Raw genomic sequence first — 14,693 nt, 5'->3', positions numbered from 1 at the left:
CCCCAAACCCCTCGGCCCGTCTCACTCCCAAGCCGACCGCAAGGTCGGCTTTTTCTTTGCAATAGACCGGCCCGACCGCAAGGTCGGCTTTTTCTTTGCAATAGACCGGCCCGACCGCAAGGTCGGCTTTTTCTTTGCCAACAGGCTGATGACGGAATGTGGCCTCGTTGAATTCAACCAGGCGATCCGGAGAGAGCCAGGTTGGCACCCAGCAACACCGCCAGATCGCTCGCGGACGCATCGGCGCCGGCGCGCAGCCGGATCGCGAACTCAGCCATCGGCACCTGCGGCAGGCCAAGCTCGCGCGGTGCTTCGACAATGCCGGAATGGGCAAAGCGTGATGTCCGCAAGGTCAGCGCCACGCCGGCATTCACCGCGGTACGCAGGCCGGCCAGGCTGGCGCTGCCGGCAGCGATGCGGTAGCGGCGGCCGGCTGCATCGAGCGCGGCGAGTGCCGCCTCGCGAAACCCGCAATAGGGATCAAGCAGCGCCAGCGGCAATTCTTCCTGCCGCGAGGCCAGCCCCTTGCTCGAACACAGCCATATCATCGGCTCACACAGGACCCCGACCTCGTCCGGTGCCGCCGTCTGGCGCATGACGATCGCCAGATCGAGGCTGCCGGCCTGCAGCGCCTGCGCCAGTTCGGCGGAGCGGCCGACACGCAGTTCGATCCTGACGCGCGGATGGCTGGAGGCGAAGGCACGCAGCAGGTCCGGCAGGCCGCTATCGGCGAAATCCTGTGTCGTGCCGATGGCGACGCGCCCGGCAGCGCGTGCGCCTTTCAGCGCCAGCCACGCCTCGCGATGCACGGCAAGAATGCGCCTGGCATGGCCGACGAGGTCCTCGCCTGCCGGGGTCAGACCGCGACCTCTGCCCTGCGGCGCCAGAAGCAGCTCGCCTACAATCTCTTCCAGACGCTGCATCTGGGCCGTTACCGCGGACGGCGAGCGGCCGACACTGGCCGCCGCCCGCGCCAGCGAACCGCTGTCGACGAACGCAAGGAAAGTTCTGAGCAGGTCGGGATCGAGCGTTTCCATAATTCGATATTATCGAATCTTGGGTTAAAAGCAATTCGATTTTTTTGATTCTAGAATGATCGCACGGTCTCTCCAACGGCGACCGACGCCGGTCAAATCAGGAGAAGAAAAATGCCCATCGTCAATGTCAGCGTCACCGGCAAGCCCGACGCCACCCTGTCCGCCGAGATCGCCAGGGAAATAACCGAAATCACCGCCGCGCACCTGCGCAAGGACCCGACGATCACCGCGGTGGCCGTGTCCTATCTCGATCCGCAGCACTGGTTCGCCGGCGGCAAGTCGCTCGCCGAGCACGGCACCAACACGTTCTGGCTCGACATCAAGGTGGTCGACGGCACCAACACCAAGCTCGAACTGGAAGCGTATCTCAAAGCGATCTTCGACGCCTTTGGCCGCCTGTTGGGCGGCGTGCACCAGGAAAGCTATGCTTTCGTGCACGAGGTTCCGGCAGCCGCCTACGGCTATGGCGGCAAGACGCAGGAGTTCCGTTTCATCAGCGGACGGCTGAAGCCGGCGTGAGGGCGCCCCTTTCGCATTGACCTTGCCCCGACTTCCGTTAGGCTCTGCTCCCGAAGCGGCCGTACAAGAGCCGCAATGACAAAATCGTTGGGAGAGACGCGGCATGGTCCTGACACTGGCGCTGCTTGCGGGTCTGGTTGTGGCCTGGCTGCTGATCGGCGTGATGGAGAAATTCCGCCTCGGCCTGCGCTTCACCCAGACGCTGCTTTACGTGCCGTTCAAGCTCGCCTACCGGATCAGCGACAATCGCATCAGGCTCGCCCGCAGGGCGCAGGTGCCGGTCATCTATGTCATCTCGCACCAGTCGCGCTTCGAGCCGGCGCTGATGCTGTCGCTGCTGCCCGACGACACGCTGCATATACTCGACGAGGTTTCGGCGCGCTCGCCATGGCTCGAGCCATGGCGCGAACTCGGCCGCACCATTGCCTTCAACGCTGAACATGTCTTCGTCAGCCGCCGGCTGGTACGCGTGCTGAAGGGCAAGGGCCGGCTAGCCGTCTATCTGCCGGACGCGGTCGAGCCCGACGTCAAGACGTTTCGGCTGTTTCGCGCCGTTACCCGCATCGCCATGCAGGCCGATGCCCGCATCGTGCCGATCTTCGTCGCCGGCGCACGCAACCTGCCGGTCTCGCTGACGCCTAAGGACAAGGCACCCCGTCACTGGTTCCCACGGCTGTCGATCAGTGTTCTGGAGCCGATGACGATCGCCGAACTGGTGGCGCGCAATCCGGACCAGGCCTCGAACACCAATGCGCTGTTCGACCGGGTTGCCGAAGCCCGGCTTTTCGGCACCGACCTTGACCGAGGCCTGTTCCTGGCCATGCGCGATGCCGCTGACCGTGTCGGCGCCTCGCACACCATCATCGAAGATGTGATCTCGGGGGCCTTGAGCTACCGCAAGATGTTCATCGGCGCCCGCGTGCTGGGCAGGCGCTTCGAGGCGGTGACGGCGCCGGGAGAGGCTGTTGGACTGATGCTGCCCAACGCCAATGGTGTCGTGCTGTCATTCGTCGGCCTTCTCTCGGCGAGCCGGGTGGCGGCGATGATCAATTACACGGCCGGGCCGGCAAGCGTCACCGCAGCGGTGCGCACGGCCGTCATCCGCACCGTTGTCTCTTCGCGTGCTTTCGTCGAGAAGGCCGATCTCGCCGATATCGTCGCCGCGGTCGAAAAGGGCGGCGCCAGGCTGCTGTGGCTGGAAGACGTACGCCAGAGCGTCACCGCGCTGGACAAGCTTGCAGCCGCCTTGCTGTGGCGTCTGCCGCTGCAGCGACAGGATGCGGCCAAGCCGGGCGTGATCCTGTTCACCTCGGGTTCGGAAGGCACGCCGAAGGCGGTCGTCCTGTCGCAGAAGAACCTTTTCGCCAATGCCATGCAGGCCGAGGCGCGGATCACCATCTCGCCGGCGGACATCCTGCTCAACGTGCTGCCGGTGTTCCATTCGTTCGGCCTGACGGGCGGGTCCATTCTGCCGCTGGTCACCGGGGTGAAGCTGTTCCTCTATCCCTCGCCTCTCCACTACAAGATCATCCCCGAGATTGCGCGCAAGGTAAAACCGACCATCATGTTCGGCACCGATACGTTCCTCGCCAACTATGCCCGCACCGCCAAGGACGGAGATTTTTCCAGCCTGCGCTTCATCGTCGCCGGCGCCGAGGCGGTGAAGCAGGATACCCGCCGCGTCTATCGCGAACGCTTCCAGGCCGAGATCATCGAAGGTTTCGGGCTTACCGAGGCGGCGCCCGTGGTTGCCGTCAACACCGCGATCCACGGCCGCGACGGCACGGTCGGGCGGCTGCTGCCGGCCATGCGCATGAAGCTGGAGCCGGTCGAAGGCATCGATGATGCCGGCCAGTTGTGGCTCGACGGGCCGAACATGATGATGGGCTACATGACCGCGGACCGACCCGGCGAGCTACAGCCGCTGACCGGCTGGCACGACACCGGCGACATCGTCGCCGTCGACCGCGAAGGCTTCATCACCATTCGCGGTCGCGCCAAGCGCTTCGCCAAGATCGCCGGCGAGATGGTGTCGCTGGGCGCGGTCGAGATGCTGGTGCAGTCGCTTTGGCCGGAAGAACGCCATGCGGCGGTAGCGGTGCCGGACAAGAGGCGCGGCGAGCGCATCGTACTGGTCACCACCGCAGACGAGGCAAGCGCCGAGGAGCTGCGACAGTTCGGCAAAAAGGCTGGAGCGGCCGAACTGATGGTGCCCAACGACATCGTCAAGGTCGAAGAAATCCCGGTGCTCGGTTCGGGCAAGACCGATTATGTATCGACCAGGAAGCTGGCGATCGACCGGCTGGGGCTTGGCGTGGCGGCTTAGAGCCGTTCAGAGTTTGATACAATCGCTGAATAAACTACTCCTTTCGAGATCGCCCGACCCATGATTGCGCCGTCGTGCCGCAGCGATTCAGATGGGCAAATCTTAGGTGAGAGAGTATTCACTCACGACGGAAAGAGACGCTGAGCATGCCTGTTTCCAGCCAGCGCGGCATGACACCTCCTTTGCACGGCAAGGAGATCCTGAATGGCAAAAATCCTCGTCACCGGCGGCACCGGACATCTCGGACGCGATCTCGTGCCGGCACTAAACGCCTCCGGGCACGCCGTCAGGTTGCTGGCCAGGAAAGCTGGGCTGGACCGCTCCGTGGAATGGGCGCTCGGCGATCTCGCAATGGGCGAAGGCATCGATGAAGCCCTTGGCGGCATCGATACGGTCATCCATGCGGCGACGCTGTCGCCGATCGCCAGGCGCGGTATGCGGCCGATCGATTTCTTCTCCAGTCCATCCGATGTCGACGTCGAGGGCACGCGGCGGCTGCTTGCCGCATCGCAGCGCGCAGATGTCTCGCATTTCATTTTCGTGTCGATCGTCGGCCTCGACTTCAGCACCCTGCCCTATAGCCGCGTGAAGCTGGCCGGCGAGCGGCTTGTGCGGACGTCGCCGCTTTCGTGGTCGGTCATCCGCGCGACGCCATTCTTTTACCTTCTGGCGCAGATGCTGGCCGGGCTGAAATGGCTGCCGGTCTGGCCGCTGCCGACCTCGCCCTCAAATCCCGTCGATACGCGCGACGTCACCAGCTATCTGGCCCAGGCTGTCAGGGATGGGGAACGCGGCGTCCGCCCGCAGATCGGCGGACCCGAGGTGATGCCGTTCTCGACATTCGCTCGACAGTACCGCGATGCGCTCGGGCTGCGGCGTCTCATTCTGCCGTTGCCAGTCAGCCGAAAGATAAGCCTTGCCCTGGGTCTGGTTGAAACCAGCGAGCGGCTGGGAGAAAGAACATGGAAGGCATGGCTTTCCGAGCAGGGTGGAAGCGCGCGGTGAGCGAGCCCTGATTTCGCACCGGGATGGTGTTGTCGAGCGCTAACCCCCGCCGCCAGGATCGGGTGAACAGGAATAGCCATGAGGCCGCCATCCGCAGGACGCGAGCGCATTTTACGCGAAGCCATCCGCCTGTTCGCCGAGCGCGGCTATGACCGGACCAGCGTTCCCGAAATTCAGGAGGCCGCCGGCCTGTCGCGTGGCTCGGGTGCGCTCTACAAGCACTTTCCCTCGAAGGAAGCGCTGCTTGCCGCGGCTATCGACCGGTTTGTTGGAACGGCACGGGAGGGACGGGCCGAACTGGGCGAACAGGTGCTTCCTGCCGATCAGGGGGCACGGCGGATCGTGGAGGGTATGCTGGAAAAACTCGGCGCGAATCGCGACATGCTCAGAATCCTGTGGCGCGATCTCGAGCACTTCCCGGAATTGAAAGCCTCGGCGCGTGGCGAGATCATGCAGAGCACCTACCACGCAGTCGCCGAATGGCTGCGGGAGCGCCAGCGCCAAGGCGAACTGCGCTCCCATGACAGCGACGCGGTCGCCGCCGTCATCGTCGGCAGCGTCGCCATGTTCCGCGTCTTCGAAGCGATCTGGACCCAGCGCTCGATCGAGGTCAGCGACGAACGCTTCGCGTCCGCCTGGACCGATTTGCTGATCCGGGGCCTGCGGCCCTAACCTATATCCGAAGGCGGCACCTTCTCGCCTTCCAGCTTGGCGCGCTTGGAGTAGGCGCGCACGGAAAACGGCAGGAAGATCAGGTAGCCCGCGACCGATGCCGTCAGCGTGTACCAGGGATAGGTCATCAGCAGGAGGACGTATAGGACGACGGCGAGGATGACCGGCAGCACCCTGTCGCCAGGGATCTTGACGTTCTTGCCGGAATAAACCGGCAACCGGCTGACCAGCAGGAAGGCGACCAGGATGGTGAAGCCGGTGGCGACGAAGGCGGCCGGCCGGCTGGGCTCAACCCCAAGGCGAAGGAAATAGAGGTAGAGCGGCAGCATCACCAGCACGGCACCCGCCGGCGCCGGCACACCGACGAAATATTCGGTCTGCCATATCGGGCGCTCGGCTTTCTCGTCGTCGAGTACGTTGAAACGCGCCAGCCGCAACCCACAGGCGATCGCAAACAGCAGTGCCGCGATCCAGCCCGGCGAGCCGGCACGGTCAAGCAGGAAGGCATAGAGCACCAGTGCTGGCGCGACACCGAAATTGACGATGTCGGCCAGCGAATCCATCTGCGCGCCGAATTTGGAGGTCGCCTTCAGCATCCGCGCCAAGCGGCCGTCTATGCCGTCGAGGAAAGCAGCCAGCAGCACCATCACCACCGCCGGCTCGAAACGCCCCTCGAAGCCGAAGCGGATGCCGGACAGGCCGGCGCAGATAGCGAGCACGGTGACCAGGTTGGGCAACACCATGCGCATCGGGATCTCGCGGATGCGCGGACCGCCGCTGGCATGGGCTTCGAATTTTTTATACTGCGTGCCCACCGTCAGGAAATCCGCACGAGGGGCGTGCCGACGACGCCGCCGAACTCGGCCAGCACGGTTTCGCCGCCGACCGCCGTCTGGCCAACGGCAACACGCGGCGTGGCGGCCAAAGGCAGGAATACGTCGACGCGCGAGCCGAAACGGATCAGGCCGAAACGCTCGCCGGTGCCGATGGAAGCGCCGGCCTCGGTCCAGCAGACAATGCGGCGCGCCACCAGGCCGGCGATCTGGACTGCCGCCACCGTGCCGTTGGGGCTCTCGATGACAAGGCCGTTGCGCTCGTTTTCGGTGCTCGCCTTGTCCAGTTCGGCATTGAGGAACTTTCCGGGCCGATGTTCAGTCTTGGTGATGCGGCCGCGAACCGGAGAGCGGTTCACGTGGCAGGAAAAGACATTCATGAACACGGAGATGCGGGTCATCTCGACATTGCCGAGGCCAAGCTCGCGCGGTGGCACGGCCGGCCCGACCGCCGAGATTATGCCATCGGCGGGGCTCACCACCAGGCGGTCGTCGACAGGCGTGACGCGCTCGGGGTCGCGGAAGAAATAGACGCACCAGGCGGTCAGGATCAGGCCGATCCAGAACAGGATCGAGGAGAAATAGCCGAGGAAGAGCGTCGCCGCGCCAAAGGCCGCGATGAAGGGATAACCTTCGCGATGGATCGGTACGAACGCGTTCTTGACCGTGTCGACAAGGCTCATGGGGCGGTCCCTGTTTCAGGTCCGGCCTCAATAGCGGAAACACCCCCTGCCCGCAACGCGACAATGGGCGGCGCGGGTTCGTCTTCAGCTTCCGCCGCGATGGCGGGCGCGCTGGCCGTCGAGCAGAGCGGCATCGGCAAGGACGATCGCGCAGAGCCGCCACAAACAATCTATTCGCCAGCTGCTACTGTGAGGTCAAAATACTCCTCAAGCTCATTTCGATCAGCCTCTGCCAGACTTTCCTCGTTATCGCCGCGGAGCAGCACACCACGCTCCGGATACGACTGGAAGAGAAAAGCGTGACCACCAGCCATCACCACCCACTTCACAACCGGCCCTTCCTCGCGCTGGGCAACGGAATTCGCCGATACGACAGCCTTCATCGGATCGAGCCCAACCTTTCGCAACAGGAGATCGACGGCAACCGGCGCGTGGTACTCCTCCGCCAGCTCAATCAATTTTGCCACCAATTGCCCGTCCACCTGCCCGAGCCTGCGGCCAACACGAGGCGCGCCGGCCGCTAATATATTTTCACCTGGGCGAGCAATCGACGGTGTTTCGGGAGCTCCGCATTCATAAACAGCCGCATGGCTTTCCGTAGCCACGCACAGGCGAGGCTCATTCGCATTGGTCAGCAGTTGAAAAACCAGTTGCTTCTCGCCATCGACATCCAACATCCTCACCATGCCAATCGATAACTTGACTTCGGGTGGCGCTGCATTGGCGCAAGCGAGACCTACGCCAACATGGCGCTTGCTGATCATCTGGCCGACGAGCTCGGCGATCGACCGGTGGAGAAGCCGAGATTCGCGACGGGGATTGGCCATTGCCAACTGAAGTATGGCTTCATCGCAGACCTCGTCTTCCACAACTCGAAGGTCAGGCCATGACACGATCCAGCGCGCCAGCAGGTCGCACATCGGCGAAGCTTCGTCGGCGACGTAGAAGGCATCGTCAAGTGTGTCGAGAAAATCGGCGCGGCCACCCTCGAAGCCAGTCTGTTCCTCGGCCTCGTCAGGGTGTTCGGAGACCCAGGTGGACATCTTTTCAAGAGTCGCCAACTGCCCTTTTGCTCCAATGGCCGTGAGACCGGCACGAGCGTTTGCAACCATAGTGTCGAACGCCCCGCCGGCATTATGAATGAATTGACTATGGCCGCCGTTCGCTATCTCCGCCGAATACAAATCAGCATGGGAGACCTGCATCGCCTTCGGGTTGAGCTCCGATTTGCGGTAGAGCCCCTCCGAAACAATGCTGTGGATGAATTTCTGGACAGCAAAAACGATTTCAAAGGGATTTTCGTTCGCCTGATCCACAGTCGACCGAGGCACGATCACCGGCAACAAGGACTCGGCGCGCGATGCATGCGCCGCAGCGGGAGATTGAACTCCTGAGGGAATTTTGGGACTTCTCTTGGACTTTCGTGAGAAGAAGTCGAACATCCAAAAATTTTCCTAGGTGCCAAGAGTAAGTTTCAATGAATTATTGTGATGAAACAATATCAGCAGCACAAGGGATAATGGACCTAGAGCCTGATCCATTGCACTTCGCCATAGAAAGGAGTGGACAGCATTCCGGTGCATAAAAATTGCCGTGATCATGTCGGGACATTCGTCCCTTACTCGTCCTTGGGAGGCGGCGACGTCCGGTACGACTGTCGCGCAACAAGGAGTCTCGCCATGCAGAACCAATCTCCTCCCCCAGCGCGTGTCGTGGTTGACGGTCTCGCCTTCGGCGAATCGCCGCGTTGGCACGACGGACGCCTTTGGGTCTGCAACTGGGGCACCGGCGAGATCATTGCCGTCGATGCGCACGGCAACAGCGAGGTCATGCTCAGGGTTCCGGCTGTCCTGCCCTACTCCATCGACTGGCTGCCGGATGGTCGTCTGCTGGTTGTCTCAGGCCGCGAGGGCCTGCTGTTGCGGCAGGAAGCCGGTGGCTCGCTCGTCACTCATGCGGATCTGCGCGGCCTCTCGAAAAGCCCGTGGAACGAGATCGTCGTCGATGGGCGGGGCAATGTCTATGTCAATGGCGGCGGGCCGGCTCCGGCGGCGGGCCAGCATTTCGGCCCCGGCACCATCGTCTTGGTCACACGGGATGGAAAGGTCAGGCAAGTGGCGGACGCTATCGCCTTCGCCAACGGCATGGCTGTGACCCCTGATAACAAGACGCTGATCATTGCCGAATCCCATGCCAACAGGCTGACCGCTTTCGACATTGCCTCCGACGGCTCCTTGTCCAACCGACGCATCTGGGCCGATCTCGATGGATACCCTGACGGCATCTGCCTCGATGCCGAGGGGGCGGCCTGGTATGCCGACGTTCCCAACAAGCACTGCGTGCGGGTGCGCGAAGGCGGTGACGTCTTGCAAACCGTCGCCGCCGATCGCGGCTGTTTTGCCTGCATGCTGGGCGGTGCGGACAGGAAAACGCTGTTCATCACCGCCGCCCAGTGGCGCGGCTTCGAGCACATGACAAGCGACGCCCGCACCGGCCAGGTGCTCGGCATCGAAGCGCCGGCACCTGGCGCGGGTTGGCCTGGTTAGAGTCCAGGCACGCGCTGATAGTTGGCGATATCAGCCCGAACTCCGAGCCGGGCGATCGTCTCCTGCGGGTTGAAGGCTATGCGCTCGTGCGCCGCCTTGACGATCGGCACGACCTTGTCGACGGCAGCCTGGCTTTCCCATTCGACGATGGTGACGAGGTTGAACTCGCCCGGCCCGGAGAATTGCTCAAGCAGGAAGTCCTGGACGAAGCCTTGCTGCAGACGCAGCAACTCATGCGTCGTCTTCACCTTTGTGAGGATCTCGTCGCGGGCATCGGCGGGTACGACGAACTTGTCGACCCTGAACACGCTGCCGCCATTAACGTTTTGATTCGTAAAGCTGATATCCATTTGATTCCGTCCTCGAGGATGCTGTCTTTCGGCTCTCGGGCGACGGTCTACAATCTCAACTTAGGTTGAGGTCAAGCGGCTTTTTATGAGCTACGACATCTCCGACGTGCGCCTGCGCACGACGACACCTAGTTCGTCGCTTTCGCGGGCAATGCGCAGCCGCTCCTCGGCTTCGGTCGCCTCGCGCTGGCGGTCCCACATCGAGGCGTAGAGGCCGTGCTTTCGCATCAGCTCGACATGGGTGCCGCGCTCGGCGATCTGGCCATCCTTGAGCACGATGATCTCGTCGGCCGAAATCACCGTCGACAGGCGGTGGGCTATGACGATGGTGGTGCGGCCCTTGCTGACCAGGTCGAGCGCGGCCTGGATCTCCTGCTCGGTGTGGCTGTCGAGCGCCGAAGTGGCTTCGTCGAGCATCAGGATCGGCGGGGCCTTCAGGATGGTGCGGGCGATCGCCACGCGTTGCTTCTCGCCACCGGAAAGCTTCAGCCCGCGCTCGCCGACCATCGACTTGTAGCCGTCGGGCAGCTTCTCGATGAACGGTCCGATCTGGGCGAGTTCGGCGGCCTTGCGCACCTCCTCCTCACTGGCGCTGACACGGCCATAACGGATGTTATAGGCGATGGTGTCGTTGAACAGCACCGTGTCCTGCGGCACCATGCCGAGCACCGCGCGCAGGCTGTCCTGCGTCACGTCCTTGATATCCTGGCCGTCGATCAACACCTGGCCACCCTGTACGTCATAGAAGCGGAACAGCAGCCGCGAGATGGTCGACTTGCCCGCGCCCGACGGCCCGACAATGGCAACCGTCTTGCCGGCCGGCACTTCGAAGGAGACGCCTTTCAGGATCTTGCGGTTCGGGTCATAGGAAAAGTGGACGTCGCGGAACTCGACCTTGCCGGCGCTGACGGCCAGCGGCTTGGCGTTGGGCTTGTCGACGATCTCCTGCGGCACGTCGAGCAGGTCGAACATGTGCTCGATGTCGGTCAACCCTTGCCGGATTTCGCGGTAGATGAAGCCGATGAAGTTGAGCGGCACCGAAAGCTGCACCAGCATGGCATTGATGAAAACGAAATCGCCGACGCTCTGGGTGCCGGCCTGCACCTCCAGCGCCGACATGCACATGACGACGACCGTGCCGACGCCGAAGATGAAGCCCTGGCCAAAGTTCAGCCAGCCGAGCGAGGTCCAGGTCCTGGTGGCGGCGATCTCGTAACGCGCCATCGAGCGGTCGAAGCGCTCGGCCTCCATGCACTCATTGGTGAAATACTTGACCGTCTCGAAATTGAGCAGCGAGTCGATCGCCTTGGTGTTGGCGTCGGTGTCGCTGTCGTTCATGTCGCGGCGGATCGAGATGCGCCAGTCGCTCGCCTTGACGGTGAACCAAACGTACACGCAGACGGTGATCGCCACGACGGCCACATATTTCCAGCCATAGGTGAAGCCGAATATGCCGGCGGTCAGCGCGAATTCGAGGATCGTCGGCGCCGTGTTGAGCATGATGAAGCGCACGATCGTCTCAATGCCCTTGGTGCCGCGCTCGATGATGCGCGACAGGCCGCCGGTGCGGCGCTCCAGGTGGAAGCGCAGCGACAGCTGATGCATGTGCACGAAGGTGCGGAAGGCAAGCTGACGCACCGCATGCTGGCCGACACGGGCAAACAGCGCATCGCGCAGTTGGTTGAAGCCGAGTTGGACGAGCCTCAGCACATTATAGGCAACGACCAGCATCACCGGGGCGAGCATGAACGACGGCAGCGGCGGGGGTGTTTTGAAGCCGCCCGCCAGCGCATCGGTTGCCCATTTGAAGAAATAGGGACCGGCGACCAGCGTCACCTTGGCCACGACCAGCAGCAGCGTCGCCCAGGTCACCCGTGCCCTGAGGTCGGCGCGGTCGGCCGGCCACATATAGGGCCAGAGATTGCGCAATGTCGCGAGTGTCGAGGTGTCGGCGGAGACGGTTTTTTCGGCCACTTTTCTTGCCTTTTGGGTGAGAGGGTCAGCGGCCGGAGCAGCAGGAATTGATGAGTGCGCCCAGCGATGCCGATACGTCGGCAAGTGCCGCGCGATCGACCGCATAGCGCGATCGCTGACGGTCGGGCTCGAACCGGACCAGGCCGGCCTCGACCAAGATTTTCAGATGCTGTGAGATGGTCGACTGCGCCAGATCGAAATGATCGACGACCTCACGGCAGCAGCAGGAATTGCTGGCGGACAGATGCTTCAGTATCTCGATCCGGGCCGGATGCGAAAGCGCTGCGAACCGCGCCGCGACAGCGCGACTGTCCGGCATGCGGCCGGACGGTGCCGAGACGGCGTGGTCTGGTATGGGGAAGCACTCTGTCATCGTTCATCGGCGATAGACGATGACCGATGACAGGGCAAGCTAGGCCGATGGGTAGATCGCCCGAATTGCCGGTCTCCCTACTCCGTCTTCGTCGCGGTGGTCGCCTGTTCACCCATCGCCTTGAAATCGGCGGCTTCGCCTTCCTTCGACTTTTCCGGGACTTTGAACACCTGCCCCGGCCAGATGCGGTTCGGATTCCTGATCTGGTCCTGGTTGGCGAGGTATATGGTGGAGTAGCGCGTGCCGTGACCATAGACCCTCCGTGAAATCCGCCACAGTGTATCGTTGCGACGGATGATGACGGCGCCATCGGCATGTTCGAGCTTGGGCCATACGATTTCGGGCACTTCGCTTGGCGGCGTGGCTGCCGCGACGACGGCCGGAGCCTCGGTGGCCGGTGCGGTCTCCGCTGGAGCAGCGGCGGCAACAGCAGGCGCCGGAGCGGCTGGTGCTTCCGCAGCAGGTGCAGCGGGCTTGGTCTCGGCGGGGGCAACAGCGGCGACCGCCTCGCCCGGCTCGCGCTCGAAGGGCACGGCGGCGCGAGCCACCACCTTCACGCCATCGGCATCGAGGCCATCCACATGAATGGTATAATTGCCGACCGGAATGTCGCGCGTCGCCTCGACCAGGAAATGGCCGTCCGACGAGGTCTGTGCGTCGCCAAGCAGAATGTCGTTGGCGTAGGCGCGCACCTTGCGGCCCGGATCGGCGAGACCGGCGACAAAGATCTTGTTGCCTTCGATCTCGACCGCCTCGACGACGATCTTAGGTTCGGCCACAGCTGCCGCGGGCGCGGCCGGTGCCGCCGGATCCGGTTTTGCTTCAACCACGGCTGGCGCGGTCGCCGCCGGCGCGGCGGTCGCTGGAGCGACCGTCGCGGGTGCTTCAGCAGCCGGAGCGGCGGCCTGGTCGCCGGTTGCCGGCGCAGGCTTTGTCTCGGGCGCCGGGACCGTCAGCAGTTCGGCCGGCTTGCCTGGCTCCTCGACCATGGCCAGCACCTGGCCAGCCGCATTCGCGGGCACCGAGACCACGGCCGTCTGCGTCGAGGCGGTCACGACCGTGCCGACCGTCGAACGCAAGGCGATTGTATAGTCGCCGGGCTTCAGCGGATCATCGAGCACGATGACAAAGGCACCATCGGGGCCAGCCACCGTCGAGCCGATCACCATCGTGCCGTTGAGGATTTCGACCTTCGAGTTGGGCGCCGCGTTGCCGGCAATGACGATCGAGCCGTTGCCCTCAACGCGAATGATGTCGAAAGTCGGGGCGATCGGACCCGCCGTCGCGGGCGCCGCAGGCGCCGCATCGGTTGCGGGCGCTAACGGAGCTGTCGCCTGGGATGCTGTGGCCGGAGCGGCCGGCACCGCCGGAGCCGGCAGGCGCCCTTCCGTGGCCGGCTTCGGCGCCGCGGGCGGCGTCAAGGCCGCGACTTCCGCCGGCGGCGTTGGATGAAGATACGGGTCGAGCGCGCCCGATACATAGGCGGTTCCCACGGCCGCGACGGTCCCACCCGCCGCGAACAGGAACGCCTTCAGTGGATTGATTGCCATATTTCCCTACCCCTTAGCCACCTAACGCCGGTCTAGCGTGTTTTGCCACGACCGACAAGAAAAAGCCCGGCCTTCTCAGCCCTTGGGGCTTGACCCCGCTTTCAGACCCAATCACCAATCATCGGCATGAACACGATTCGATCCGTCTGCGTCTATTGCGGCTCGTCTCCGGGCCGCGATGAAATCTATGCCAAGGCCGGTCACCTGCTTGGACGCTCAATTGCCAAGGCAGGACTGCGGCTGGTCTATGGCGGCGGCACCAAAGGCATCATGGGCGCCGTCGCCGAAGGCGCACTCAAGGCCGGCGGCAAGGTGACGGGCATCATTCCGCGCTTCCTCATCAACAAGGAAGCAACCGAAACCGCGCTTGACCGGCTCGACGAGTTGTTGATCACCGACAACATGCACGAGCGCAAACATAAGATGTTCGAGAAATCCGACGCCTTTGTGGCGCTGCCTGGTGGCATCGGCACAGTCGAGGAGATCGTCGAGATCATGACCTGGGCGCAACTTGGCCATCACCGCAAGCCGATCGTCTTCGGCAATGTCAACGGATTCTGGGACCCGATGACGGCGTTGCTTGATCACATGGCGGCAGAGGGCTTCATTCACACCGCGCAGCGTGTGAAGCCGCTGATCGTCAACGATCCCGAGGCTATCGTCGCCGCCATCATGGTAGCCGGGTCCTCGGTCGATTCACCGACGGAAGGCGTCCAGTCGGTGATCGACAAGATGTAGAGTCACGGGAGTAGGGCAGTAGGTTTGCAGTCTCCGGAGTGTACACTTTTCCCCTACTCCCCTACTCCCCTACTCCCCTACTCCTGT

At 63.3% G+C, this 14,693-nt stretch carries 15 protein-coding genes; 6 read left to right on the top strand and 9 right to left on the bottom strand.

The features are described from left to right. Together FJ960_RS29715 and FJ960_RS29125 are read right to left on the bottom strand one after the other, a co-directional pair. Positions 1-208 (bottom strand): hypothetical protein (locus FJ960_RS29715; RefSeq protein WP_210243302.1); only part of this gene is annotated, 208 nt, incomplete at its 3' end. After that, on the bottom strand, positions 174-1,037 hold the full coding sequence (locus tag FJ960_RS29125) for a LysR substrate-binding domain-containing protein (RefSeq protein WP_140718541.1): 864 nt from the start codon (positions 1,035-1,037) through the stop codon (positions 174-176). The genes FJ960_RS29125 and FJ960_RS29715, both read right to left, overlap by 35 nt. 111 nt (positions 1,038-1,148) lie before the next feature. Here FJ960_RS29125 and FJ960_RS29120 point away from each other — a divergent pair, with 111 nt between their 5' ends. The 4 genes from FJ960_RS29120 to FJ960_RS29105 all read left to right on the top strand — a co-directional run bounded on the left by FJ960_RS29120 (position 1,149) and on the right by FJ960_RS29105 (position 5,559). Continuing rightward, positions 1,149-1,556, top strand: coding sequence for a 4-oxalocrotonate tautomerase family protein (locus tag FJ960_RS29120; protein ID WP_140505923.1), 408 nt, complete (start codon positions 1,149-1,151; stop codon positions 1,554-1,556). A gap of 103 nt (positions 1,557-1,659) precedes the next feature. After that, positions 1,660-3,882, top strand: coding sequence for an AMP-binding protein (locus FJ960_RS29115; RefSeq protein WP_140718540.1), 2,223 nt, complete (start codon positions 1,660-1,662; stop codon positions 3,880-3,882). Positions 3,883-4,086: 204 nt separating this feature from the next. Continuing rightward, the gene (locus FJ960_RS29110; RefSeq protein WP_140718539.1) at positions 4,087-4,887 is read left to right on the top strand and encodes an NAD(P)H-binding protein; all 801 of its coding nucleotides are present in this window, start codon (positions 4,087-4,089) and stop codon (positions 4,885-4,887) included. A gap of 78 nt (positions 4,888-4,965) precedes the next feature. Next, a complete protein-coding gene (locus FJ960_RS29105; RefSeq protein ID WP_140718538.1) occupies positions 4,966-5,559 on the top strand; it encodes a TetR/AcrR family transcriptional regulator in 594 nt (197 codons plus the stop codon). On the opposite strand, the gene FJ960_RS29100 is transcribed toward FJ960_RS29105, so the two are convergent. From FJ960_RS29100 to FJ960_RS29090, 3 genes are all read right to left on the bottom strand, one after another. Continuing rightward, a complete protein-coding gene (locus FJ960_RS29100; protein ID WP_027144146.1) occupies positions 5,556-6,374 on the bottom strand; it encodes a phosphatidylcholine/phosphatidylserine synthase in 819 nt (272 codons plus the stop codon). The genes FJ960_RS29105 and FJ960_RS29100 overlap by 4 nt on opposite strands. 2 nt (positions 6,375-6,376) lie before the next feature. Continuing rightward, positions 6,377-7,075, bottom strand: a complete 699-nt coding sequence (locus tag FJ960_RS29095; RefSeq protein ID WP_140718537.1) for a phosphatidylserine decarboxylase — start codon at positions 7,073-7,075, stop codon at positions 6,377-6,379. Between the two features lie 170 nt (positions 7,076-7,245). After that, on the bottom strand, positions 7,246-8,517 hold the full coding sequence (locus FJ960_RS29090) for a DUF4375 domain-containing protein (protein ID WP_140718536.1): 1,272 nt from the start codon (positions 8,515-8,517) through the stop codon (positions 7,246-7,248). A gap of 237 nt (positions 8,518-8,754) precedes the next feature. Here FJ960_RS29090 and FJ960_RS29085 point away from each other — a divergent pair, with 237 nt between their 5' ends. Further along, positions 8,755-9,621: an SMP-30/gluconolactonase/LRE family protein gene (locus tag FJ960_RS29085; RefSeq protein ID WP_140505937.1), complete on the top strand. Its 867-nt coding sequence runs from the start codon at positions 8,755-8,757 to the stop codon at positions 9,619-9,621. Here the strand turns inward: FJ960_RS29085 and FJ960_RS29080 are convergent. The 4 genes from FJ960_RS29080 to FJ960_RS29065 all read right to left on the bottom strand — a co-directional run bounded on the left by FJ960_RS29080 (position 9,618) and on the right by FJ960_RS29065 (position 13,868). Continuing rightward, positions 9,618-9,971, bottom strand: coding sequence for an antibiotic biosynthesis monooxygenase (locus tag FJ960_RS29080; protein WP_181174353.1), 354 nt, complete (start codon positions 9,969-9,971; stop codon positions 9,618-9,620). The genes FJ960_RS29085 and FJ960_RS29080 overlap by 4 nt on opposite strands. A 90-nt stretch (positions 9,972-10,061) precedes the next feature. Next, positions 10,062-11,945, bottom strand: a complete 1,884-nt coding sequence (locus FJ960_RS29075) for an ABC transporter ATP-binding protein/permease (protein ID WP_140718535.1) — start codon at positions 11,943-11,945, stop codon at positions 10,062-10,064. 25 nt (positions 11,946-11,970) lie between these two features. Beyond that, entirely contained in the window at positions 11,971-12,318 is a 348-nt protein-coding gene (locus FJ960_RS29070) for a metalloregulator ArsR/SmtB family transcription factor (protein ID WP_181165971.1), read from the bottom strand. A 77-nt stretch (positions 12,319-12,395) separates the two neighbouring features. After that, on the bottom strand, positions 12,396-13,868 hold the full coding sequence (locus tag FJ960_RS29065) for a LysM peptidoglycan-binding domain-containing protein (RefSeq protein WP_140718534.1): 1,473 nt from the start codon (positions 13,866-13,868) through the stop codon (positions 12,396-12,398). Between the two features lie 126 nt (positions 13,869-13,994). Here FJ960_RS29065 and FJ960_RS29060 point away from each other — a divergent pair, with 126 nt between their 5' ends. Further along, a complete protein-coding gene (locus tag FJ960_RS29060; RefSeq protein WP_140718533.1) occupies positions 13,995-14,606 on the top strand; it encodes a TIGR00730 family Rossman fold protein in 612 nt (203 codons plus the stop codon). The last annotated feature ends 87 nt before the right edge of the window (positions 14,607-14,693 follow it).

The organism is Mesorhizobium sp. B2-3-11, assembly GCF_006442215.1.
Classification (GTDB): Bacteria; Pseudomonadota; Alphaproteobacteria; order Rhizobiales; family Rhizobiaceae; genus Mesorhizobium; species Mesorhizobium salmacidum.
Note: the sequence above shows the minus strand (reverse complement) of the source record. Positions and strands in the feature narration are given on the sequence as shown.